24 protein-coding genes, 1 tRNA gene and 1 pseudogene are annotated in these 20,246 nt (G+C 64.5%); 14 read left to right on the top strand and 12 right to left on the bottom strand.

Annotation, left to right across the window (positions count from 1 at the left end; translation table 11 throughout):
* Nucleotides 1-275 precede the first annotated feature (275 nt).
* Nucleotides 276-1,427, top strand: coding sequence for a YihY/virulence factor BrkB family protein (locus WDW90_RS24340; RefSeq protein ID WP_336490058.1), 1,152 nt, complete (start codon nt 276-278; stop codon nt 1,425-1,427).
* A 105-nt stretch (nt 1,428-1,532) separates the two neighbouring features.
* Here WDW90_RS24340 and WDW90_RS24335 read toward each other — a convergent pair whose 3' ends face one another.
* Both WDW90_RS24335 and WDW90_RS24330 read right to left on the bottom strand, forming a co-directional pair.
* Nucleotides 1,533-2,522, bottom strand: coding sequence for a hypothetical protein (locus WDW90_RS24335; RefSeq protein WP_336490057.1), 990 nt, complete (start codon nt 2,520-2,522; stop codon nt 1,533-1,535).
* Between the two features lie 307 nt (nt 2,523-2,829).
* Nucleotides 2,830-3,576 (bottom strand): hypothetical protein, encoded by a 747-nt coding sequence (locus tag WDW90_RS24330; RefSeq protein ID WP_336490056.1) that lies wholly within the window; start codon nt 3,574-3,576, stop codon nt 2,830-2,832.
* Between the two features lie 173 nt (nt 3,577-3,749).
* Between WDW90_RS24330 and WDW90_RS24325 the strand changes: the two genes are divergently transcribed.
* Both WDW90_RS24325 and WDW90_RS24320 read left to right on the top strand, forming a co-directional pair.
* Nucleotides 3,750-3,870 (top strand) — tRNA-OTHER (locus WDW90_RS24325).
* A gap of 1,474 nt (nt 3,871-5,344) precedes the next feature.
* Nucleotides 5,345-5,830, top strand: a complete 486-nt coding sequence (locus tag WDW90_RS24320) for a hypothetical protein (protein WP_336490055.1) — start codon at nt 5,345-5,347, stop codon at nt 5,828-5,830.
* Between the two features lie 37 nt (nt 5,831-5,867).
* Here WDW90_RS24320 and WDW90_RS40825 read toward each other — a convergent pair whose 3' ends face one another.
* The 4 genes from WDW90_RS40825 to WDW90_RS24300 form a co-directional block, all read right to left on the bottom strand.
* Nucleotides 5,868-6,749, bottom strand: a complete 882-nt coding sequence (locus WDW90_RS40825; RefSeq protein ID WP_431311115.1) for a lytic transglycosylase domain-containing protein — start codon at nt 6,747-6,749, stop codon at nt 5,868-5,870.
* Between the two features lie 419 nt (nt 6,750-7,168).
* Nucleotides 7,169-7,474, bottom strand: coding sequence for a hypothetical protein (locus tag WDW90_RS24310; RefSeq protein ID WP_336490054.1), 306 nt, complete (start codon nt 7,472-7,474; stop codon nt 7,169-7,171).
* A 537-nt stretch (nt 7,475-8,011) separates the two neighbouring features.
* A complete protein-coding gene (locus tag WDW90_RS24305; protein WP_336490053.1) occupies nt 8,012-8,200 on the bottom strand; it encodes a hypothetical protein in 189 nt (62 codons plus the stop codon).
* Between the two features lie 135 nt (nt 8,201-8,335).
* On the bottom strand, nt 8,336-9,061 hold the full coding sequence (locus tag WDW90_RS24300) for a hypothetical protein (RefSeq protein ID WP_336490052.1): 726 nt from the start codon (nt 9,059-9,061) through the stop codon (nt 8,336-8,338).
* Between WDW90_RS24300 and WDW90_RS24295 the strand changes: the two genes are divergently transcribed.
* The 8 genes from WDW90_RS24295 to WDW90_RS24260 all read left to right on the top strand — a co-directional run bounded on the left by WDW90_RS24295 (nt 9,060) and on the right by WDW90_RS24260 (nt 12,560).
* Nucleotides 9,060-9,401: a hypothetical protein gene (locus WDW90_RS24295; protein ID WP_336490051.1), complete on the top strand. Its 342-nt coding sequence runs from the start codon at nt 9,060-9,062 to the stop codon at nt 9,399-9,401. The genes WDW90_RS24300 and WDW90_RS24295 overlap by 2 nt on opposite strands.
* A gap of 117 nt (nt 9,402-9,518) precedes the next feature.
* Nucleotides 9,519-9,740: a hypothetical protein gene (locus WDW90_RS24290; protein ID WP_336490050.1), complete on the top strand. Its 222-nt coding sequence runs from the start codon at nt 9,519-9,521 to the stop codon at nt 9,738-9,740.
* Between the two features lie 80 nt (nt 9,741-9,820).
* Nucleotides 9,821-9,991, top strand: a complete 171-nt coding sequence (locus tag WDW90_RS24285) for a hypothetical protein (protein WP_336490067.1) — start codon at nt 9,821-9,823, stop codon at nt 9,989-9,991.
* Between the two features lie 3 nt (nt 9,992-9,994).
* On the top strand, nt 9,995-10,234 hold the full coding sequence (locus tag WDW90_RS24280) for a hypothetical protein (RefSeq protein ID WP_336490049.1): 240 nt from the start codon (nt 9,995-9,997) through the stop codon (nt 10,232-10,234).
* A 364-nt stretch (nt 10,235-10,598) separates the two neighbouring features.
* Entirely contained in the window at nt 10,599-10,970 is a 372-nt protein-coding gene (locus WDW90_RS24275) for a hypothetical protein (protein WP_336490047.1), read from the top strand.
* A gap of 182 nt (nt 10,971-11,152) precedes the next feature.
* A complete protein-coding gene (locus tag WDW90_RS24270; protein WP_336490046.1) occupies nt 11,153-11,422 on the top strand; it encodes a hypothetical protein in 270 nt (89 codons plus the stop codon).
* A 750-nt stretch (nt 11,423-12,172) separates the two neighbouring features.
* Nucleotides 12,173-12,346, top strand: coding sequence for a hypothetical protein (locus tag WDW90_RS24265; RefSeq protein WP_336490045.1), 174 nt, complete (start codon nt 12,173-12,175; stop codon nt 12,344-12,346).
* 61 nt (nt 12,347-12,407) lie between these two features.
* A complete protein-coding gene (locus tag WDW90_RS24260; RefSeq protein ID WP_336490044.1) occupies nt 12,408-12,560 on the top strand; it encodes a hypothetical protein in 153 nt (50 codons plus the stop codon).
* A gap of 106 nt (nt 12,561-12,666) precedes the next feature.
* Here WDW90_RS24260 and WDW90_RS24255 read toward each other — a convergent pair whose 3' ends face one another.
* A complete protein-coding gene (locus WDW90_RS24255; RefSeq protein ID WP_336490043.1) occupies nt 12,667-12,876 on the bottom strand; it encodes a hypothetical protein in 210 nt (69 codons plus the stop codon).
* Nucleotides 12,845-13,417 (bottom strand): tyrosine-type recombinase/integrase, encoded by a 573-nt coding sequence (locus tag WDW90_RS24250; RefSeq protein ID WP_336490065.1) that lies wholly within the window; start codon nt 13,415-13,417, stop codon nt 12,845-12,847. Before WDW90_RS24250 ends, WDW90_RS24255 begins: the two co-directional genes overlap by 32 nt.
* Nucleotides 13,418-13,550: 133 nt before the next feature.
* On the opposite strand from WDW90_RS24250, the gene WDW90_RS40820 reads away from it, so the two are divergent.
* Nucleotides 13,551-13,787, top strand: coding sequence for a PsiF family protein (locus tag WDW90_RS40820; protein WP_431311114.1), 237 nt, complete (start codon nt 13,551-13,553; stop codon nt 13,785-13,787).
* Nucleotides 13,788-14,659: 872 nt separating this feature from the next.
* Nucleotides 14,660-15,586, top strand: a complete 927-nt coding sequence (locus tag WDW90_RS24245; protein ID WP_336490042.1) for an oxidoreductase — start codon at nt 14,660-14,662, stop codon at nt 15,584-15,586.
* A gap of 43 nt (nt 15,587-15,629) precedes the next feature.
* Here WDW90_RS24245 and WDW90_RS24240 read toward each other — a convergent pair whose 3' ends face one another.
* The 4 genes from WDW90_RS24240 to WDW90_RS24225 form a co-directional block, all read right to left on the bottom strand.
* Entirely contained in the window at nt 15,630-16,847 is a 1,218-nt protein-coding gene (locus tag WDW90_RS24240; RefSeq protein ID WP_336490040.1) for an integrase, read from the bottom strand.
* Nucleotides 16,837-17,088, bottom strand: coding sequence for a hypothetical protein (locus tag WDW90_RS24235; protein ID WP_336490039.1), 252 nt, complete (start codon nt 17,086-17,088; stop codon nt 16,837-16,839). Before WDW90_RS24235 ends, WDW90_RS24240 begins: the two co-directional genes overlap by 11 nt.
* Before the next feature lie 14 nt (nt 17,089-17,102).
* Nucleotides 17,103-17,780 (bottom strand): hypothetical protein, encoded by a 678-nt coding sequence (locus WDW90_RS24230; protein WP_336490038.1) that lies wholly within the window; start codon nt 17,778-17,780, stop codon nt 17,103-17,105.
* A 159-nt stretch (nt 17,781-17,939) separates the two neighbouring features.
* Nucleotides 17,940-18,923 carry a hypothetical protein gene (locus WDW90_RS24225; protein ID WP_336490037.1) on the bottom strand — a complete coding sequence of 328 codons (984 nt, stop codon included), beginning with the start codon at nt 18,921-18,923 and terminating at the stop codon, nt 17,940-17,942.
* A 990-nt stretch (nt 18,924-19,913) separates the two neighbouring features.
* On the opposite strand from WDW90_RS24225, the pseudogene WDW90_RS24220 reads away from it, so the two are divergent.
* Nucleotides 19,914-20,246 (top strand): annotated as a pseudogene (locus WDW90_RS24220) (plasmid replication protein, CyRepA1 family); the annotation flags it as partial.

Raw genomic sequence — 20,246 nt, 5'->3', positions numbered from 1 at the left:
CCCATTCTCGGACACTTTGCCAGCCGGTCAGGTCAGAGGGACGCGGGCGGGTGCTGCGAGAGCGTAGTCCAGTTGCGGCATGCGGCTGTTCCTGCCGGGAGGCGGTCAACCCGATGCCGCTGCGCCCCTGCCGACGCCCGGGCTGAATACGCCGTTCGACTAACGGTGCTAGCACTTCCATGGATGCTGGCAAGACTTCCTGGCAACGAATGAGCGATGTGCACGTTGCCTCGACGGCCGAGCCTTCCGCTTAGGCACCATCAGCAGGCTGGCGCATGACGGATACTATCAAGTCACCTCCGGATAGCTCCTCCACCGCCGCATCGACGGCCTGGACAATCTTTCTCGGCACCGCACTGCTCGGTCTGGTGGCACTGCCCCGCCAACGTGCCTCGCTGCCGAGGGCGAAGAGTGCAAACCAGCGGGAGGCGAAGGAAGGGCCGAAGACACACGAAGGTTCTGACGCCGAGCGGGTTGCAGAAACGGAAGCGGACCGGGGCCGCAAGGCTGAGACCCCGACCGAGATCCCAGCCAAGGGCTGGTGGGACATCGGCAAACGTGTGCTGCAGGAGTTCAGCAACGATCGCGTGCTGCTGGTCGCAGCTGGGGTGACCTTCTACGCGATCCTCGCCCTCTTCCCGGCCATCGGCGCCCTCGTCTCGATCTACGGTCTCATTGCCGATCCCGAGACGATCAACGCGCAGCTTGCCAACCTCCAAGGCATTTTGCCGAGTGGTGCCCTCGACATTATCGGCGACCAGGTCAAGCGGATCGCTGCCAAGGGCGGCGGCACCCTCGGTTTCACGGCTGCTTTTGGTATCCTCCTTTCGATCTGGAGTGCCAACGGCGGCATGAAGGCGATCTTCGACGCGTTGAACATCGTCTACGACGAGAAGGAAAAGCGGAACTTCTTCTGGTTGAACCTGCGATCGCTCACCTTCACCGCCGGTGCGCTTCTGTTCGTAGTTCTAGCCCTTGTCGGCATCGTGGTGGTGCCGGCAGTGCTGAACTTCCTGAATCTCGGCTCGATGGAGTGGGTGATTACCCTGCTGCGGTGGCCGATCCTGCTGCTGGTGGTGCTTGGAAGCCTCGCGCTGCTCTACCGCTACGGTCCGAGCCGCGACACCGCCCAGTGGCGCTGGGTGACGTGGGGGAGCGGTGTGGCGGCCTTCCTCTGGATCGCCGTCTCGGCCCTTTTCTCCTGGTACGTATCTAGCTTCGGCAAGTACAACGAGACCTATGGCTCACTTGGCGCCATCATCGGCTTCATGACCTGGATCTGGATCTCGACCACAATCGTGCTTCTTGGCGCCGAGCTGAATGCTGAGATGGAGCAGCAAACAGCCAAGGACACCACCACCGGCGAGCCTGCGCCGCTCGGCACTCGCCAAGCAACCGCAGCGGACACGGTTGCGGCTTCGGCCTAAATATAGGCCGGCCTCGTGGACGCAGAGGGCACACCATGCCCCTGCCCACGACGGCTCCATAATTATCTCCCCGGCAAGTGACCACCAACTGCTAGGCTGCGGTGCTTACGGAGCAGCGCCAGCCGAATGGCTTGCAGGCGTTTCAGCCGTATCAGTGGTGCCTTTGCCTTCCTGGGCTGCGGGCTTGCCGCCGCCGAGGACGGTTTCGAAGTCGCCGCTCTGGTCCTCCGTCTCGGGACGCGCGGCACCACGGTTCTGCAGATCAGCTGCAACCCGCTCGGCGGCTTCTTTGAGCTGAGCATATTGCTCGTCCGCGGCCCTACGGACGCGCCTCTTCGCCGCCTCACTGTAGGGCCCCATGGCACGCTGCTCGGCCTCCGTCAGGCGGAGTGAGCCCCCGACAACAGCCCCAGCCGCAAGACCGACGATCGCAAGCAGCAGAGGGTAGCTCTCTCCCATTCTGCTGATCTCATCGTTGAGTCGCCCGCCGAACTGAGGCTCATTCCGCCGCACTCCGCGGGCAGCCTGGGATGTGGAAGAGGCTGAAGCAGCGGATCGGCTGTCGCCAGACCCCATGACGCGTCCCGCAGCATCACTGACGTCCGAAACCATGTCGGCTGCAGACGACGTGAGCTTAGTGGCCGCATCGGTAAGTGGATGGCTCGACAGGCGCGCACGAGCGCGGCGATCAGCCGAACTCTTCAAAAAGCGCGCCAACATGAAGCCCGAGAGAGCGGAGCCGCCGATGAGGAGCTTCGGCCGTGTTCTCGCGAACTGGATCCCACTCTCGATGATATCGCCGATGCCTTGCTCACGAAGCGCGGATGAAGCACCCCGCGCGCCCGACGCAGCTTTACGGACGTATGGCGCTGCTGGAGGAACAACACGCTCCACAGTCTCAGCGGCGCTATCGAGGACACTGGCGATCTCCTCAACGCGTTCTGCCGCGGCGGCCTTCTGCTCCTCCGCGAAGCGCTTGGCCGTGTCCTGGCCTGCGGCTCCGATGTTGGATACAAAATTCTGTGCGTCGTCTGCAGCGTTCTGGATCCCGCCGCCCTCCTCGGGGATGTTCCCGGGGTGCTTTGTGTCAGCCATGGCGGGACCTCTTAAGGGACGTTTTGTGATCAGTACGTTGCGCTAGAAACCCCTCTTCCGAGCCACTGTTCCGCGCTCGTGGCGAGCGGCCGTGGCGTGCACGGCACGGGGAAGTTCGCCGTCAGCCTCGATCAAGATGCGAGCGCTGTGCGCGCCGGGCTGAGGCTGCCTTGAAGCAGCAGGCGGGCGTAAGTCACCTGACCGGCTGGCTTTGGACCGGGCTGATTGAGAGGATCAGCCAGGACCGGAGGAGTTGGACATGCGGCGAGGACAGAGGCCGAGTGCGGAGCAGGTGTCGTGTGCAGGTTCAGTGCCCCTGCAGGCTGACCTTCGTCGTGGGAGCCGGCGCTGTGGAGGGACACACGACCCGCAGGGGCGCGGCCTCCGCCTGCACGGCCACAGACGTGGGGGTCTGCTCAGCGGGGTGGGCCAGCTTGGCCACCAGCTTGCGGGCTTCATCCGCCGGCAGCGCACCGCGAGGCGCCACCATCGCGGCCAGAAGCTCGCGGGTCTTGCGATCCAGGCCCGGTGAGCGGCTCGCCTCCTCGAAGTCGCCGGCCGTGCGGTGCTCCTTCGCCCGGCCGGTGAACACCTTCGGCCCTTCAGCCGTGATGACGATGTCGCCCTTGCGCAGTGTCGCGTCCTGCAGCAGCGCTGCGTTCGGCTCGCCGGCCCTGGCCAGTGCCGCGGACTTGTTCTCCGCCGCGCGCGCCTTCTCCGTCGCGGCAGACCTCACCTTCTCAGGACGGGGCAGGGCGGCATACCGGACTTTGGGACGAACGTGCCCATACAGGTCCCGCAGCGAGCGGTGATGCGCAGATCGCGCCTGGTGTTGTCCGTCGCCATCCTCGAAGCCAGAGGCCGGGATCTGCACAGCAGGGGCCGAGCTGGGCGGTGTCGCCGGCGCCGTCTCGGACGAGAACAGGCGCTGGAAGAGGCCGCCGAGGCCACCTTCGTCAGCAGCGTGCGCATGAGCGGCTGCGAGGATGACGAGGCACCCGGATGCGAGCGCGAGCCGTACGGCGCGGGCAAGGCTGGTGTGGATCAGCGACATCGGCTCCTCGCGTCAGCTCCGACCCGAATGGCCCGGTCCTGCTGGTTAACGGAAGCTTAACAGCACGTTTCGACGGGCCGGGGTAGCCGGCCGAATGGCCGAGACGGCGCTGGGCGACATGAGCCTGTTCAGCTGGTGCGGAACGGCCACATAGGACCTGACCTCCGGGGAGGGCGGGTGGCATGTGCGCATCTGGCGCCAGAAGGCCTCGGGGAACACCTTCCAGCAAAATCAAAGCTCGACCACAGCTTCCCAAGCTGAATGTCGTCGGTTCGATCCCGATCGCCCGCTCCACCTAACGTCCTGATCCAGCTTACTTTTCAAAGGCGCTAACGGCCGAGGCGTTCCCCATGTTCCCCATGGTGTTCCCCGCCCGTTCCCCTTTGCTGTTCGGGACCACTCCTCGGATCAGGGCCGCACGACCTGGCTGCGGCGCGCCTTCGTTGGCTCACCGCCATCTGGCACTGGCTCAAGCTCTACCGTTCGGGGATTGCTGCGACCGGTTAGGCTGCTTCGGATCTGACGCGAGGCCGCGCGACCCGGATCCGGCGCTCCAATCGGCCAAATCGGGTGCCGCGTGATGCGAGGCTTGTTTTCTGAGCGTCCTTTGCTCGCGGCTCCAGCCGTCTGCCCAGAGGCACGATATCGAGGCAGCGGGCTTTCGCGCAACACTCCAGCGTGCTCTCAGGTAGGCAACCGGCCCGAAGGCAGCAGCTTTGCCGCTGGAAGTGAAGTCCCTGCGGGCGGTGATCTACGGAACCGATGCTGTGCCCCAAGGTTTCTTGGAGGCCACTCCCGAACGTCGTGAAAGAGCGCAGATGGGCTCCCCTGCTACGACTCTCTTTGCGGCGGGGGCTGCGTTCGCTGTCGGTGTTTTAGCGACTGTTGCCTTCGTCACCTTGAACACTGGCGATGCTCCCAGCGCACCACCGGTGCAACCAGCGTCGAGAGTTGCCTCGTCACCGCCTGCCGATCAGCCCTGGGCCGATCCGGTGAGGACAGAAGCCGCATCTTCATCGAGCCGTCAGGAGCCGCGTACACCGCTCACCTTCCACGTGGAAGGAGCGCCGGGACAGCGGCCGGCTGAACATTCCACGAGGGCTGACGTCGCAGCATCGAACGACGATCAGGCACGCCCGGATCGTCTCAACGAAGGAAAGGCGGATGTAGCTCGGCAGGCGGTCAGATCTGGCCGAGACGGGGTAGTCGCGACTCGATCCGAGCCGGCAAAGAAGGATGGAGCGCGGGCTGATCAGACTCAGGCTGAGATGCGGAACTCCGATCGGACGCGGGCAGACCGGGTGGTGCTGGGGCTGGCGAGAAAGACGGACTCCAGTGGTGTGGCTGAACGATCGCGAGCTAACATGGCCCGAGACAGGATCGCCCGATCGCAGGTGCCGGACACGGTTGAGCGGCGTTTCAGCCGAGCGGCGTCGAGCATGCATGGTATCGGCGCAGCCGAGAGCAGACGCGAGAGCATGGCAGCTTCCAAGCACGCACGTCGCATCGTAACCCCGCCGGTTTCTGTTTATGCAGATGCACAGCTTGATGATGAGGCACTTGAGTCGGGCACTGGTTTGCGTCGCCGAGTTCCGGAACGAGTAGCGCGAGAGCGCAGCCGGCGGATCACATCGGCAGATGCCGGTGGGGTGATGCGATGGCTCATGGAGCCCTGAGGGCGCGATTGGAGATTTAGACAGCCCGGATGAGCCGGAGGCAGGGCTGCGTTCGCCTGGTGGCCTGCTGATGTACGTGAGGAGCGCGTTAAATGAGGCTGCCCTTCCTTCTGGTTCCGGTCGCGCTCATGGCAGCTTCAACTTCGGCTCAGGCGCTTGGGCTCACCGAGATGAAGCGGCGCACCGCGTTGATTGCTGAGCGATACCTTCAGATCTGGTCGTCGAACAACGTCAGCCCTGTCGCCGGGGTGCCATACATGTACGGCCCGACCGTCACCTTCTACGGGCAGCGCTATAGTCAAGAGCAACTCATGGCTGAGAAGCGCCGGGCGATCCAGCAATGGCCTTCTCGACGGTACGTTCATCGGCCGGGGACCATGCGAGTCACCTGCAACGCGGCTGCCCAAAAATGTGCGGCTCGTTCGATAATCGATTTTGAAGTCAGCAACAATCGTCACGGCACCGCAAAGCAAGGTTCCGCCAAGTTCGACCTCGGGATCAGTTTTGCCGAGCACCATCCTCGCATCCTCTACGAGGGTGGCAGCTTGAACAGCAGGCGCGCTGACCGAAGCTTCTAAGGTGGAGTCGCTCGACTTTGCTCTGAGTGTTGCTGCCTCAGATGCCAATCGCGATGACCAGCCCGGGGCGCTTGAGCTTGGCAGCGATGGCCTTCAGGCGCGCATCGCGCTCAGCCCAGATCCGCCGGGTCTGCTCCTGCCTCTTCAGCCGCAGCGCGGACTCGACAGCCGTAAGAACGCCCGGTCCAATCGAAGTCGATGCCAGCTTGACGGTCTTGGAGCGCTGGGGAGGCAGGACCATCCTGGCCTGTGCCGCACGATGTGGCATCGGCCTCGCGCTTGTGCCCACGCTCGCAACTGCCATCGCGCGCCCTGCCTTGGTGGTCTGGCTTGGTCTGCCTGGTTCGGCCGCTGCGGCTTGCGACGAGGATAATAGCCGCGGCTTCACGGGCTGAGTTGCTGCGGCAGAGACAGAAGGGTGGCTGGAGGCTGCCGGTGGCGCGGTGTCCCCAGCCAAAGGCGAGCCGATCGCGACCAAGTGCGCTCGCGCCCTCCGGCAGTACTCAGCCGAGAGCGGCGTCATGCGCTCCTCGCCGTGCCCAGCCCGGTACTTCATCAGCGCCCGACAGAGATCGCCGGCTGCGAGCCGCCACGCCCTGGCCAAATAAGCCACCCCGTAGCGCACGTTGACCGCAGGCTCGGCGAGCCCTGCGTCGCTGCCCCTGTAGCCCAGCAGGGCGGCCGTCTGCGGCCGGACCTGCATCAGCCCGACTTCACCGACACCGCCGATTGCGTTCGGGTTGTAGGCGGTCTCGACCTGGGCGACTGCGTCGGCCACGGCCGGCGGCAGACCCTGCCGGATCGCTTCCTGGGTGATCATGTCGAGGTAGGTGCTGCGTCCCCTGCTGTAGATCATCGGCAGACCCACCAAAGCCTCGATCGCTGGCGGCAGCGGCAGGTCTGGAAATCCGTCACTCACGGATCCTGCCTGGGCGCTGCTGACGACAAAGGTGCAGGCCAGTCCAACAGTTGCGGCCGCAGAGATCCTGCGAGCCCTTACAGGTGTTCCCCCCACGATCCTGATCTCCCTGCGGCCTTTGCAGATCAGGTTAGACGCAATCAAGGCAGCAGGAGGGCGAGAGATCAGGTGCGCAGGAGTTCCGCAGTAGTGCAAAAGGGTTAATACGCTCGATTATTCATGGGCCGCGTTTAGGCCGGCACGCGAATAGCCCTGCGAGAACCTGCCGTCCCACGATCTTAGGCTCCCGTGCTCCCGTAGATGGTCACGGGGCAGCCGGCGGTCGCCGAGGGCGGCATGTCGCCGCCATGCCCGCACCGGCGCCAAACAAGGCCTGACGCGATCCGCACGGCACGCGCATGGAAAGCACTCACCGCCTCTCAATCCTGCTGCGGCCCGCCTTTCAGGATGGTGAAGCCGGCGCGCAGTCGGACCGCCCGCAAGCTGCGTTGCGCCGCAACGCGCGAGAGCCCGGCATACGCCTCTCGCTGCTGCACGATGTTCGTTGAGCCAGCCTCGCGCAGAACCTGCTCGGCCATCGCCCAAGTCAGGCCAGCGCTTCGCATCACCAGCAGGGCGAGGTTCGTGACCGGGCTTGAGCCCCGCAGCGCCTGAACGAAGGCCTCCGGATCCTCGTCCGCCAGCCGGGCAGTGATGACGGCCGCCTCGGCCAAGCGTCCGCGCAACAGAGCATGGGATACATCGGCGCCTGTGAGCACCCGCGACTGAACAAGAGCGCCGACGCGCACTGCGGCAGAACGAAGTCTCTCTGCCGAGAGCGGGTCCGTGCCGTCAGGTCCGCTGGCGACCGTCCCCGCCGCAAGGTTCGCTCCGGCTGCAGCCTCACTGGGGAGCGGCACGTCCGAGTGTTCACGCGTAATGAGGTGCGGCCGGATGTGGCCATGTCCCTGAACTGGGCCAGCAGATCGCGCTTGGCTGCGGCCGGCACGTCGCTGCGCTTGGTCAGCGCCGCCGTGATGTGGCCGTCGCCCCGGGAGAGAGCCACAAGGCGAGACAAGCCGGTCCCGGATAGCTCTGCCGTCCTGTTCACCGACAGCAGGCGCAGCACCGGCCCGTCACCAGACCGCCCGATCCAGACGCCCTGCCCAGAGCCCTCCAGGTCGTCGCTCGCGCCAAGGAGGTCTCGCATCCAGACAGCCCGGCAGTTGCTCAGCGATCTCTCGCTTGAGCGAACAGGAACCGTGCCGTCCAGCGATGAGCCCCTAATCTGCCTCTTCGCCCAGCTCGCGCCACGCGTTGGGCTCTCCGTAAGCACCTTCAAGCTCAAGGTGCCATCCGCCATCCTCCCAAACGCCGATGGCCATCCACTCGCCGCCATGCTCGTCGAGCGGCCCCTTGAGGTAGACCTCGCGGCCGTCCTTGGGCGCCGTGTCGATTGGGTGCCATTGCATGGTGATCTCTCTTCCGGACCCGGGTTGCCACCATTCGGCCGCAGGCCTAGTGCGCGGCCGCTGCCATCGCAAGGCACAGCAGGCGGTGCGGCAAGCTCCTGCTGCACAACGAACCCGATCAGGGCGCGCTGCGGCTCAACCTTCTGCGTCCTTGTCCAGTTCGGGCTCGATCATGTCCAAGGTCTGCAGGATCTCCTCAGCAACCTCTCGGCTGAGGCCAACCTGCGGGGCATCGTTCAAGCGCACGGGCTTGCCCGTCTTGGCGTTGTAGACGGTCCATTCCGCCTCTTCCTGGCGGAGGTCGTACTCGGCGGGCTCGGCACCATCGGATAAAGGCGCGTCCTCACCAGAGGAGTTGATCACCGGATCAGACCCTTGCTTGTCCGGCCGCGCCAGCATGATAGCCGTGCGCACCGCGATGCGCTTCAGGAACTCGGAGGCGTTCGGATCGCTCAGCCGCTCACGAGCGTGCGGAACGGCTTGAACCGCCGCGGCGAGGTTGACGAGGTAGGTGCTCGCAAACACGAACGCCTCGTCCGGAGGGCCAGTCACGCATGACGTGACCGCGGCATCCACTTCGTCTTCCGAGATCGCCTTGGCCCTGAACAGGGCGCCGATGGTCTGGTCCATTGCCATAGGGCCGAGCTTAGCACGCTGGCGTACTCGCTCCAGGCAGGTAAGGAGTCTTTCACCGTTCGCGCCGAGCCTGACCTCACCCGCCGCGGAGCCGCCGCACGGATCGGCGGGCGGACCCCATCGGCTGCTCGTGCCGTAGCAGCCGATGGGGCCTTCCACAGCGCCGATCTCGCCGGCCAAGGCTGTCCCCTTGGGTTTACGCAGCGCCGAGGCATGGATCCGCATGATGGATGAGCCCCGCCGGTTCTTTGCTCCCTGGCGCGTGGTCGAGTTCGAGGGCGCGTTCCGCATCGAAGACGCCGCCGCTCTGCCGCTGGCCTATGCCTACTACTCCGAGGACATCGCACGCCGGGCAACCGGCAGCTACATGTCACGCGAGGAGGCGTGCCGGGTCGCACTGAGCATCGCATCGCTGCCGGATTTGCGCGCTGCCCTGCAGGACAAGGACGGGACAGGGGAGCTGCGGGATGAGATTGCGGCGTTACGGGCGCAACTCACCGCGGTCGAACAGCAACGGGATGCGTGGCGTGCTGAAGCTGAACGCCTCAGTCAAACTGTCGCCTGACCGTTTCCGAAGTGCGTCACGGCCACACCGACGAGCGCATGCGCACCCCGGGCACCTCGATTGCTGCCCCCAGACTCCCTACCGTGCTAGCCCGGTTAGACGACAATGGGGGGCACGATGGGTGACGCGGACAAGCTGACGATCCTCGCCCTGGCGACCGAGAATGCCGAGCTACGCGGTCAGCTCGCGGAGGCTCAGGATCTGCCCGTAGAAACCGCTATCGACGCCGGGCAGATGCATGCGCGCGTCGAAGCTCTCGAAGCGCGGCTCGCCGCAGTTTCCCGTGAGCGGGATTCATTGCGGGTTGAAGCTAAGCGTTTCGGGAAGGCCGTTGCGTAATCGACTTGCCGCCTGGCCGCTTGCCCGCAAGGAACATGGCTTCTGACAACCCGTTCCTCCCACCGAGAACAATGGAGGGAATGATGGCCGACTCAGATCCCACCAAACCCGGAGACGAGGCGACGCCCGGCGCACGTGGAACGGGTGAGAACCTCTGCCGGCACTGCGGCGGCACCGGCAAGATCGGTGGTGAAGCCTGTCCCGACAGCAAAGACACGGGCAAGATCACCACGGGCATAGGCGGCGGCTAGCCCTTGTCTGATCTCACGACCCACCGCTTTCCTGCGTCCTGGACTGCGGTCGAGGCGCAGGAGGCTTTTCGCATTGAGGACCCGAACGGATTTCCGGTCGCCTACGTCTATTTCGCGGCCGATCGCGAGCGTCAGACCGTGATGGGCCGCATGTCGAAGTATGAGGCGCGCCGGATCGCGATCAGCATCGCGGCGATACCTGCGATGCGGGCCGAGCTGCGGGACCACGACATGCGGTTCTGAAGCGGGCAGGGGTCACCGACCGCAACATCTGCAAACGGGCAAACGACTGAACCAAGGCCAGAGCCTTGCCCTGGAGCTGCCGGTCACTGATCGCCGCGTAAACCGCCACACCCTTGTGAGACGGAACGTCAGCTCTGCCGATCCGGCGGCACAGGGCAATCAGCTGTCGAATGTATTCTCAGATACTCAAATTCATCTGTGACGCCGACAGCACATACAGCGCCTGTTCGGTTACTTATCGTACGAATGAATCAGCTCGACGCTCAGCCGAGATAGACCTCGCACGTTGTCTATGTACTAAAAAATACAATAGCAGCAGTGGCTGGCAACTGGGCTCTTTTTGTCTGCTGGGGATATGGACTGCATGACTAATATCGTTGATTTGTTTGTGCTAAATCTCTGTGACCAAGCATTTGATGCCAAAAACAATAGACACGATGATCTTATAGACGCGATTAGCCCGGGCCGAATATTTGGAGCAGACGAAACATTGCTTCCAAACGACGCAGCTGCAGGGTCCAACCAACGGATCGCCAAGCTTGAAGCCCAGCTGGCGCTTGCACAGGATGATATGGCTGAGATGGCGCTCCGTTTCGGCGCAGCACAGGGGGAGGTCGCCAGCCTGCGAGCTCAGCTGATGGTTACACAAGTCGACCGTGACGCGTGGCGAGCACAAGCTGAACGCCTTTCGATTCCATTTCCGCTGCGTGCCTGGCGCCAGAGGCGGGCGGGTTAAGGCCCAAGGACCACCCGTGCGAAAGCAAACTTCTGACGCTGTCTCAGGGCGGCGCCATTTTTTGGGTGCACCGACACTGAGTTAGCGAACGGTAACCATCCTCCGAGTGTGAGGCTCGATAGCGGAACCTGTCACAAGCGTGGCCGTTGCGGTTATGGGTTCATTCAACGTAGGGCCATGCGATGCCGCTGACGGGTCGGTTCTGGTTCAAGAAAACATGGAGCGGCAAGCTCATCCTCTTGGTCGAGGAGAAGAAGCCGCGTCGGTTCAAACGCGACGTGTTCACGCTCCCCTGGCGTGAGGCTAAGCTGCTCGATCTCGCGGAAGCGCCCATGCAGCCGCTGATGGATCTCGGGCGCATTGCGCGGCCCGGGGCTGGCAGCCACAGGTTCTCCGGCCTGCGCATCGTCGAGCCGCCCGCGGGAGCGAACCTGTCCGCGAAATCGGCCTGAACGACGACACCCGAGACGCTCCGGTGGACAGGACGGCCCTCGTCGACGAGATCGAAGCGCGTCGGACGCCCTCAGCATCGCGGCCATACCCGAGATGCAGGCCGAATTGCGATCAGGAGAAGCGGTTCTGAGGCGGGCAGGGGTCACCGACCGCAACGCCGCTCGGGAACGATTGAACGGGCTCGGTCGGTGACTGCCACCATCGTGCCAGGGCGCGGGCTACCAGCGCACGTCGCGCGCCGGCGCCCGAGAACCGGCGACATGCTCCGGTTTGCCCTCCTTCGCACCCCGCCGGCCGACGCCCGCCCACGAAAGCCGGGCATCGGGGCCAGCACAAGCGATTGGCTCTGATTAGCGCTGAAGGCATGGGCCACCGACCGCGCTGCGCTCGGTTGAGAAAGAACGTGTGTGGCCGGTGCCTGCCACCCTGGTGTGTGCGTCAGGGCGCACGAGGAGGTTGCGCCCCAGGGCAGGGACCGGCGATCGTTCGGAGCGGACGGATGAGGGCCGCTGGCCGGGGTTCGTTGCCAGGGCAGGCTCAAGAAATCCGATCAGCGGCTGGACGGGACTTGTGCGAGCAATTCCGTCGGCGCGTGCTCTCGCCAACGAATTGGGCCGGCGTGTCACTGTCACGCGGAAGCCGGTTGACCGGATAGGCGAGCCAAGCTCCCACTCCCGTCCAGACAACCGGCTCTTCGTCCCACATCGAGGAAACGAGCCCGTCGAGGCTCACTGAGAGAACGGACGACCGTGCACACGGTTCACCGCGTCGAATCCGAGGAAGTGGTGACGCAGACGGGCGAGGCGGCGACCACGGTTGAGGTTCATCAGGTCAGCGGCACGGATCCGGTCAGAGGGGCCTTCCTCGGCACCGGTCTGACGAAGCTCACTTCGCTCGTCTGCCCCACCTGCACCGTTTCGTGAGCAGCCTCACGGAGGGCTAACAGCTTTGCGCGCATGGTTCGCTCTGGATGGAGCGGGAACCATGTCGCGCCGTGCCCTTGCCCTGCTGACGCTGCTCTTCGTCACCGATGCCATGGCAGTGCACGGGCGCGGACCACGGCCGCTGTCGATTACCCGTCCGGATGTAAGCGAAGCAGCCCGGCTGCACCGTCAGTACATCCTTCCGCTGAACTGATGGGAGTGCCGGGCGCGCCTTGCCTTCTCTGAGGACCGCCAGCTCTCGGCCGTTACGCGCCATCATCCGAGCGGGCGAGGCCGCCTCCCTCGGCCCAAAGGATGCCTCACTCCGCTTCCGAGACGAACAGGTACGTCGCAGCCGGGTGGGCCGCCGCGCTGGCCCGATGGGTCACGCTCTCGACCCGGAAATGCTGATAGCCCTCACCGCTGTCCTTCGGCACCGAGATGGTGTCGCCGGTTCTCGGAAGGGTGGCGAACTCGTATCGCCCGACCTCGGTCTTCTCATCCTTCCAGACCTCGCACGCGATCGCCATTCCGCTCTCCTTGCCATACCGCTCGCGTGCATAGAGCCGCTGGCTGATTTGCCTCGCGATTTCGTGAGTTTCCAAAGCGTGGATGGCCGAGATTAAACAGCCACGCTTGATCGTGCTCCCAGGCACGGGCAGGCGTTTTCTCCAACTCACGCCCGCTCGGCGCTAACCTCCCTGCCGTGGCGGGCTTCTTTTTGCCTCTCGCCGACAACGGCCCTGTTTCGCTTTCGCCGGCTCGGACCCCGACGTAGCGGTCCAAACTATCGGAGGGCCGGGCATGCAGGTAGCGCCCGGTAGTAGCGACCGAGACATGACCCAACGTCGCCTGAAAGAGGTGGACCGGCGCGCCGCGGTCGAGGGCGTGGCTCGCGTGGGCGTGGCGCAGCCAGTGTGCCGAGACCGCGGGCGCGAGCCCGGCCCTGGCCGCCACCGCCTTCACGACCCGGTGCACGGCGTTGGTGTCGAGCGGGCCGCCCTTGCACGAGCGGAACACCGGATCGTCCGGCCCGGCCGCCTCGCGAGCGGCGAGATCGCGCCAGCGCAGGCCACAGTTGAGGACTGTCTGGCCATCGTCAGCTCACGTGGCAGCTGCTATCCATGGCATCTCCGAAACCGAGGGAACCCGTGCGGTGGTTCAGGGCATGGATCCAAGCCCCTGTTACGCTTGAGGCTGAACGATGGTTCGATGTGGTGGGTTGATCCTGGCCTCGTTGAGTGCGGCAACAATGGCAGTTGCCCAGACGGCGCCGACACCATCCGGACGGCAGGAACGGCAAGATTGGCAGCAGGAGTGCTCCGCGCAGGCCGACCGAGACAACTTGAGCGGCACCCACCGGGACGCTTTCATGCTCGAATGCGTCGCCGGCGAGAAGCTCAGCCAGCCGCCTCAGGAGAAGCCGGCCGCGCCGCGTTGAAGCCTTACATCTGCTCTTTGATGGCCGACCCCAGTGTGGCTTCCAGGGCCTTGACCCGGCCGCGCTTCGGTACGGGGAGCAAGCCGGAAGCGCAGCAGGGGCGTTAACGGGTCGAACGAAGCGAGTCGTCAATGCTCGTTTGCGCTGGCTCCAGTCCAACTTACCTTGAAGCTCGCGCAGGTAATCTGACCATCGGAAGCACAAGCATTGAAGTCTGACAGCACCGGCAGTGCAGGGCCATGTCGGAACGATCCTGCACTGCCGGACAGTCGGTGGTTGCCCCCTCAGCTTCCGACCAACTGCGCACCCTCGCAATATGAGGGCAGCGACAGATCGGAGCTCGGTCAGGCAGCACGAGCAATGATCTGGATCAATGGATAGGAGCGAAAGCCGGCCGGGTAGGCGGATCATCGGCTTCCGCGCAGCAGGCAGTACGGCTCAGCGGGCTTATGGCCGAGTTCGTCAACTGACGCCGGCTGGTACGCGAAAGCCGGCCGCCGAAGCAGGTGGGACAGCCTATTCAAGCCGATTGCCTGAACCACACCGAAACTGACCTGCCAGCGCTAATCGCGGGTTCGCGGCATCCTTCTCAGCAGCCGACGCAAATGCCTGCATCAAGCGAGCAGTCCAAGCCCGTGCGACCAGCACGAACCCCACCAGTATGTCGAGGACCTGCGGGGCCAAAGCCAAGTCGCGGGACAGGACAGGCTCAGGGTCGACGGCCTTCCCTGTGGTGGCTTCGCCGAGGCTCATCTGAGGGCTGCGGGTTGCGTCGCGAGCTTGATCCGGAGGGTCTCCTGAACCAATTCGAGCACCCGCTGCTTGCGACTCGGTGAGCGCCGATGCGGATTTCACGAGGGGGCTCGCCGATCATGGCCAAGCGCAAGTGGACCGTCGCCGATATGCCGCTGCAGACCGGCCGGCTCGCTATTATCACCGGCGCCACGAGTGGGATTGGGTACGAGGCAGCCCTCGCCCTCGCCGGGGCTGGGGCCCACGTCGTGCTCGCGGCGCGAGACGAGGGCAAGGCACAGCGCGCGATGTGGTCGATCCGGCAGGTGCATCCTGCAGCCTCGCTTGAGTTCCGGCCTCTCGACACCGCTCGCCTAAGCTCGGTCCGGGAGTTCGGCACACGATGGCGGGACGAGAGGCCGCCGATCGATGTGCTCCTCTTGAACGCGGGCATCGCCTCCGTGCCGCGGCGGGAGGAGACCGCAGACGGCTTCGAACGGCAGCTCGTCACGAACTACCTCGGTCATTTCACCCTGACCGGCCTGCTGCTAGCGGACGTCCGGCTCAGTTCAGCCTCCCGGATCGTCGAGGTCGCGAGCCTCGCTCATCGGCGAGGCCAGATCCGCTTCGACGACCTGCAACTTCGCCGCTCCTACTCGGCGCAGGATGCCTACAGGCAGTCGAAGCTCGCCATGCTGATGTTCGGGCTGGAGCTCGACCGCCGCCTGCGGGCAGCCGGTTCACCGATCCTGTCTGTTCCCGTTCATCCCGGCGTGGCGAAGACGGACATTACGCGGCGCGGCGACAGGGCGGGCGCGGTTGAGCGTCTTGCCGGACGGGCCATCTTCAGCCTGCTCGGTCAGTCTGCGGCACGAGGCGCGCTGCCGCTGCTTTACGGAGCAACCTCGCCGGATGCACACGGCGGGCACTACTACGGTCCGGACGGGCTTTGGGAGGCATGGGGCTACCCGACGACCGCAGACGTCGCTCCTCATGCGCGCGACCAGGCCACTGCCAAGCGGCTTTGGTCGATCTCTGAGGATCTGACAGGGGTCTCCTACCTATGATGCCCTCACATCGGTGTTGGTCCGTGCCATTCCCCTCCGCTGTTCAGGGTCCGTTCCTGAGGCCCCTGTACGCCAGCCGCATCTCCGCCACCCGGCGCGACTTGCCGACCGCGCCTCGCGAGTAGCGCTGCGTCGTCGCCGCCTGCGAGTGAGCCGCGGCCGAGCGGATGTGGTCGAGGTCGGCGCCCGCGTCCTCAGCCTCGGTGATCGCACCTGCCCGCGCGTCCATGTTCCAGACCTGGTTCGGGATGCCGGCGGCTCGCGCCACGATCCGCCATTCGCGGCCATAGGCCGATTCGGCGTAAGGCCGCCCCGCTACCTCGTCGATGATCAGCGGCCCGGTCCGCTTCTCGGACGGGATCCGCTCCAGCAGGTCGAGCACCAGCGGGCAGAGCTTCAGGTCATGGGCGGCAAAAGCGCCGGTCTTGGTGGTCGCCTTGCGGATCACGAGGTCGGCCGGCAGATCCGCCCAGGTCAGGCCCCGCACCCAGCGCCGGCCGTTCAGGACGAAATCGTCGGCTCCGCGCTTCGCCCCGGCGGGGATCGGCTCCCACTCGCCGATCACGTCCTTCTGGCGCAGGGCCGTCTCGAACTGGAGCGCTGTGCCGAGGGCGAGCGAGAGCCGGCCCATGGCGAGGGCCTGCGGGATGAAGGCCTCGACGTGGGCGAGCCGCATCACCATGCGCCGGCGTGCCGGCTGGGCGAAGCGGGCGTGGCGGAGGATCGTGTAGAGCCGCTCGCACTCGGGCAGTTCCGCCATGACACCGTAGGCGAACAGCTCGCGCAGCTTCTTGATCACGCCCCAGGCGCGGCGTACCCGCTCGGGGCCGCCGGGTCGCTTCGGCTTCTTGATCTCGTCGTACCAGCGGTAGAAGTCGGCGATCCTGAGGGCTGAGAGCGCGCGCTTGCCGAAGGCGGCTTCGATCAGCTTGAGGACGTAGGTGTCCTTGAGCCGACTGTTGTGCTTGAGCCGCCGGAAGGGGCTGGCCGCGTCGATCTGGTAGAGGCCGGATAGGCTCTGGATGGTGCCGTCGTAGCGGCGGGGTTGCTCGCGGCCGCCGTTGGCCAGGAACTGCAGCATCTCGGCCTGCAGCCGCTGGCAGTTGGCTTCGATGAGCGGGCGGTGATCCGGGTTCTCGAGCGAGTAGGGCAGGCGGGCCACAGAGGGACGGAAGCCGGCCTGCACGGCCTGGTGGGTCGCACACCAATAGATGCCCGACCTCCTCCTCTTGAGGCCGGGCGTGGGGGACTTAGAGGGCATCGAGGTTCTCCTCGCCGTCGGGCGCGAGCGCCTCGGCACCGGAGAGACCATGCCGCGCCAGGAAGTACGCGCGAATGGCGGGCCAGAACCTTCCGCCCATGAGCGGGTCGATGCGTGGCAACCCGTCACGCTCCAGTACCCTAGCCTTGGCGGCCCACTCACTGGGCGTCTGGCTGAGCCGCCGCGCGATCTCGACTTCTGACGGGAACAGCCCGTCATCGCGAGGTGCGCGGCGGCTCATCGTGGCACTGCGAGCTAGGGAGTGGCTTCGAGCTGAGGTACAGCCGCGAAGCTCAAACCCCAGATCTTGCGCTCCGGCAGGCTCTCGAACCCGGCACGGATCTCATCGATCGACACCGGCCTATCCACGACCACGCCCCCGAGGTCGAAGCCGAGGGCCTCCCGGCCATCAGTGAGCGCGACGTAGGGCAGGCCGCGGAACATCAGCTGGGCAATGATGAAGTGAGCGGCCTCGATACGGCCGGCACAGTTGAGCAGCCCGCCATCGATTTGGCCGCTGGTCGCCATCCGTATAGCGGCGAGCGCTGTCGTGACGCGCTCGACCTTCGCACCCCAGGCCTCAATGTAACGAGAGGCACCGGCGAGGATCGGGTCCTCCTCGTCGCCGAAGACCATCCAGACCGGCTTCAGGCGATCTCCCGTCTCGGGCGTGTCAGAGTTGCAGGTTGCCAGCAGATCCTGCTCATTCGGCCGCCAACCGAGAGCAGCCTCCAACCAGCGGTCGACAGCCTTTTCGGGCGGCTGCCGCCGACCGGTCGCGAAGGCACCGCGGCCAAACTTCGCGAGATGGCTGTGCAACGCCGGATCAACGGGTCCGCCGATGCGACGACTTATGATCTGTGCGACGGCAATCTCGTGATCCATGGACGAGTACTTCTTGCTCTGCCACCTTGAGCCAAGCTTCTTTTTCATAGCTGCTCACCTGCGTAGGTATTCGTTCTTCACGTGTCCGTATTCGCTGATGCGGCGAGCTGATCCCAGCCGACATCGTCAGTATTGGATCGCGAGAGGATTTCTGAGCTGAGCCGCCGACTGGAAGATCGGCGGCTCCGTGAAACTGCCTACCTCACATCAGTCGTCGCGTTGCGCGGCCGGTCCGTCGCAAGGCAACTCAAGTCCAACGAGCCTCGCCGCTGGCAACCTCTCCAGCGCGGCGACGATTTCATAAGGCGAGCGAGGATTGTGGAGGACGACGCCGCCGCACCCCATTGAGGTAGGCCGCTCTGGCCCGTTGGTAATCGCCACGAACGGAACGCTTTCCTCCATGCAGATGTAGGCTATCGCGTATTCCGCCTCGATCCGATGGTTGAACCGCATGACCATCCCGTGGAACTGAACCGCGGTTACGGCTTGAGCCGCCTCAAGTGGGCTGCGGACACGCACGACGTTTGCGCCGATGCCCTCAAGCATCCCATTCAGATGGTCGGTTTCTTCGCTGTCGCTGGCAGCGAGGAGCCAATCGGGTGCCTCATCCCTGGGGGGTCTGAGGGGCTCGAACACCCGGTCTTCGAGTCGGGGTGCGCCCTCCGCCGGAAGGTCGAAGGCGAAGCTAGCCCATCTGCACATGGCGGGCAGATCAGCCATTGGGGCACCTACAAGATAGGGGCCCATGCCCTCGTCCCTCATCCGGGTAAAAAGCCGCCTTGAGAACTTGATGCCGGTATGCTCAGCGAGCCATCCGACCGCCATGTCCTCGTCGCGGAAGATTCGGTTGTCAGTGTCGCGCGGGGCGGGAAGCCAAGGTGCCTCCCAACTGAATGCGGCATGCAGTTCCTCCCACCGTACCTGTGCAGTCTGGTCGATCTGTGCACAGACCGGCTCCCAAGCGGCGGCAACTTCTCGAAGGCACTCGTTGAGAGCCGCCTGCGGAAGGTGCTGGTTCGCCTCATAGATCCGGATCAGGTGCCGATTGCGTGCAATCAGAACCGGATCGCAACGATCGTCTACCCCATAATGAAACAGCAGTGCATGGTACTCGACAGGGTAAGATTTTGACCAATGAATAAACGGCCGAGTGGGACGTTTGCGGTCATTATTGTGTTCTTCTTCGTGCATGTGAGCTCGCTTATGCTTTCTAGTGTTGGCGCCCGCTTCTGGCAGGTGCCGGGTGTTGCGCGGATCACCAATCCGTGCCTCGTTCGCCCAGGGCATGAGCCATCGCGCGTCCCACGACGGCTCACTGCATGAGCCCGGGCAAAAGCTTCGTCACTTCGGGGGAGGGGGCCGGTCGGCTCAACGCCGATCGAGAACGGTGGCGCCGGTCTACAGTACGGCGCGCAGTTCGAAGACTAGGGGCAGACAATCTGCGCGGTAGACAGCAGGGTGCTCGGTCTCAACGAATGTTCTTTCAGACGGTGAGATCCAGGCCCTTTAAGTTCCGGCCGGGAAGAGCCTCCGGCGCAGCGCGGATTTTCTCTGTCGGGCGAGGATTGCGCACCGCCGCTCCACCGAGCTCCGGCCCGGCGGGCGCTACCCCGCCATAAGTCTCGATGAGGTATCAAGCCCCTTCCGCATCGGGATGTCGGCAAGCACAAATTCTGCTTGAATGTTTACCATCTGAGGCACCGCTTCTCTATGCCGTGAGACGATGTGTCCTGCAATTATCTTCGCATGGCGCTGCAGGAGTGAGTTGATCGTTACTCGCCGAGTCGTATTTGGGCTACGGATCTCCCCATGTCAATAGGTGTACTTCTAAGAATAAAAAGATAAAATCGATCAATGATTGATGATATCATCAATGTTTAGGGGGAAATACACGGTTTGTCGAAAATGTTCTTTGTTTTCGCGCTTGTCAACCGCGATAGATGGAGTATGCATTGGCGGAGCTCTCCACCCAAGGCGACGAGGCGGGAATGACGATCGGAGGGGTGAGATACGCTCCTGAGCGCCCATCGGTCTTCGATGGCGGCTAGCGGGTGATCTGACGCCGGTTGGCGTGCGAGCTGACTCAGATCCGCTGCCGGAGCCAGCGCTCCTCCAGTCTGATGTGCCTAGTGCTCATTCAATATCCGGAACGGGAAACCCGTTCTCCGGCGAGGATCCCGCATGTCCATTTCACAGCAAAAGCTGAAAATCGCCTTCAATCCGGGTCTCGTCGACAAGAACGAGGCTGGTAATGAATTGCTCTTTGCTCTCGGCTGGGAGAACGTCGTGATCACCATCGACGAGTTCACTGCCGCAACAACCCTGCGCGGCTGGGCCTACTGCCCGCAGCTCAAAGGTGCCCGCAAGGGCAGCAACTTCCTGGCCACCAACCTTGCCTCAGTGGATCTCGACTACGGCCTTTCGGTCGAGGAGGCGCTCGCCAACCCCTTCGTCCGGCAGCACGGCCGCATGCTCTACACGACGGCGCGCCACAGCCCGGAAGCGCACCGCTTC

It is taken from the genome of Methylobacterium nigriterrae (assembly GCF_037106235.1).
In the GTDB taxonomy this organism is placed as follows: domain Bacteria; phylum Pseudomonadota; class Alphaproteobacteria; order Rhizobiales; family Beijerinckiaceae; genus Methylobacterium; species Methylobacterium nigriterrae.
Note: the sequence above shows the minus strand (reverse complement) of the source record. Positions and strands in the feature narration are given on the sequence as shown.

Bases quoted from the DNA above. Each gene is read 5' to 3' on its own strand.
- WDW90_RS24340 (WP_336490058.1), top strand. From the start codon at position 276: ATGACGGATACTATCAAGTCACCTCCGGATAGCTCCTCCACCGCCGCA.
- WDW90_RS24335 (WP_336490057.1), bottom strand. From the start codon at position 2,522: ATGGCTGACACAAAGCACCCCGGGAACATCCCCGAGGAGGGCGGCGGG.
- WDW90_RS24330 (WP_336490056.1), bottom strand. From the start codon at position 3,576: ATGTCGCTGATCCACACCAGCCTTGCCCGCGCCGTACGGCTCGCGCTC.
- WDW90_RS24320 (WP_336490055.1), top strand. From the start codon at position 5,345: ATGAGGCTGCCCTTCCTTCTGGTTCCGGTCGCGCTCATGGCAGCTTCA.
- WDW90_RS24305 (WP_336490053.1), bottom strand. From the start codon at position 8,200: ATGCAATGGCACCCAATCGACACGGCGCCCAAGGACGGCCGCGAGGTC.
- WDW90_RS24295 (WP_336490051.1), top strand. From the start codon at position 9,060: ATGATGGATGAGCCCCGCCGGTTCTTTGCTCCCTGGCGCGTGGTCGAG.
- WDW90_RS24300 (WP_336490052.1), bottom strand. From the start codon at position 9,061: ATGCGGATCCATGCCTCGGCGCTGCGTAAACCCAAGGGGACAGCCTTG.
- WDW90_RS24290 (WP_336490050.1), top strand. From the start codon at position 9,519: ATGGGTGACGCGGACAAGCTGACGATCCTCGCCCTGGCGACCGAGAAT.
- WDW90_RS24285 (WP_336490067.1), top strand. From the start codon at position 9,821: ATGATGGCCGACTCAGATCCCACCAAACCCGGAGACGAGGCGACGCCC.
- WDW90_RS24275 (WP_336490047.1), top strand. From the start codon at position 10,599: ATGACTAATATCGTTGATTTGTTTGTGCTAAATCTCTGTGACCAAGCA.
- WDW90_RS24270 (WP_336490046.1), top strand. From the start codon at position 11,153: ATGCCGCTGACGGGTCGGTTCTGGTTCAAGAAAACATGGAGCGGCAAG.
- WDW90_RS24260 (WP_336490044.1), top strand. From the start codon at position 12,408: ATGTCGCGCCGTGCCCTTGCCCTGCTGACGCTGCTCTTCGTCACCGAT.
- WDW90_RS24255 (WP_336490043.1), bottom strand. From the start codon at position 12,876: ATGGCGATCGCGTGCGAGGTCTGGAAGGATGAGAAGACCGAGGTCGGG.
- WDW90_RS40820 (WP_431311114.1), top strand. From the start codon at position 13,551: ATGGTTCGATGTGGTGGGTTGATCCTGGCCTCGTTGAGTGCGGCAACA.
- WDW90_RS24245 (WP_336490042.1), top strand. From the start codon at position 14,660: ATGGCCAAGCGCAAGTGGACCGTCGCCGATATGCCGCTGCAGACCGGC.
- WDW90_RS24240 (WP_336490040.1), bottom strand. From the start codon at position 16,847: ATGCCCTCTAAGTCCCCCACGCCCGGCCTCAAGAGGAGGAGGTCGGGC.
- WDW90_RS24235 (WP_336490039.1), bottom strand. From the start codon at position 17,088: ATGAGCCGCCGCGCACCTCGCGATGACGGGCTGTTCCCGTCAGAAGTC.
- WDW90_RS24230 (WP_336490038.1), bottom strand. From the start codon at position 17,780: ATGAAAAAGAAGCTTGGCTCAAGGTGGCAGAGCAAGAAGTACTCGTCC.
- WDW90_RS24225 (WP_336490037.1), bottom strand. From the start codon at position 18,923: ATGCACGAAGAAGAACACAATAATGACCGCAAACGTCCCACTCGGCCG.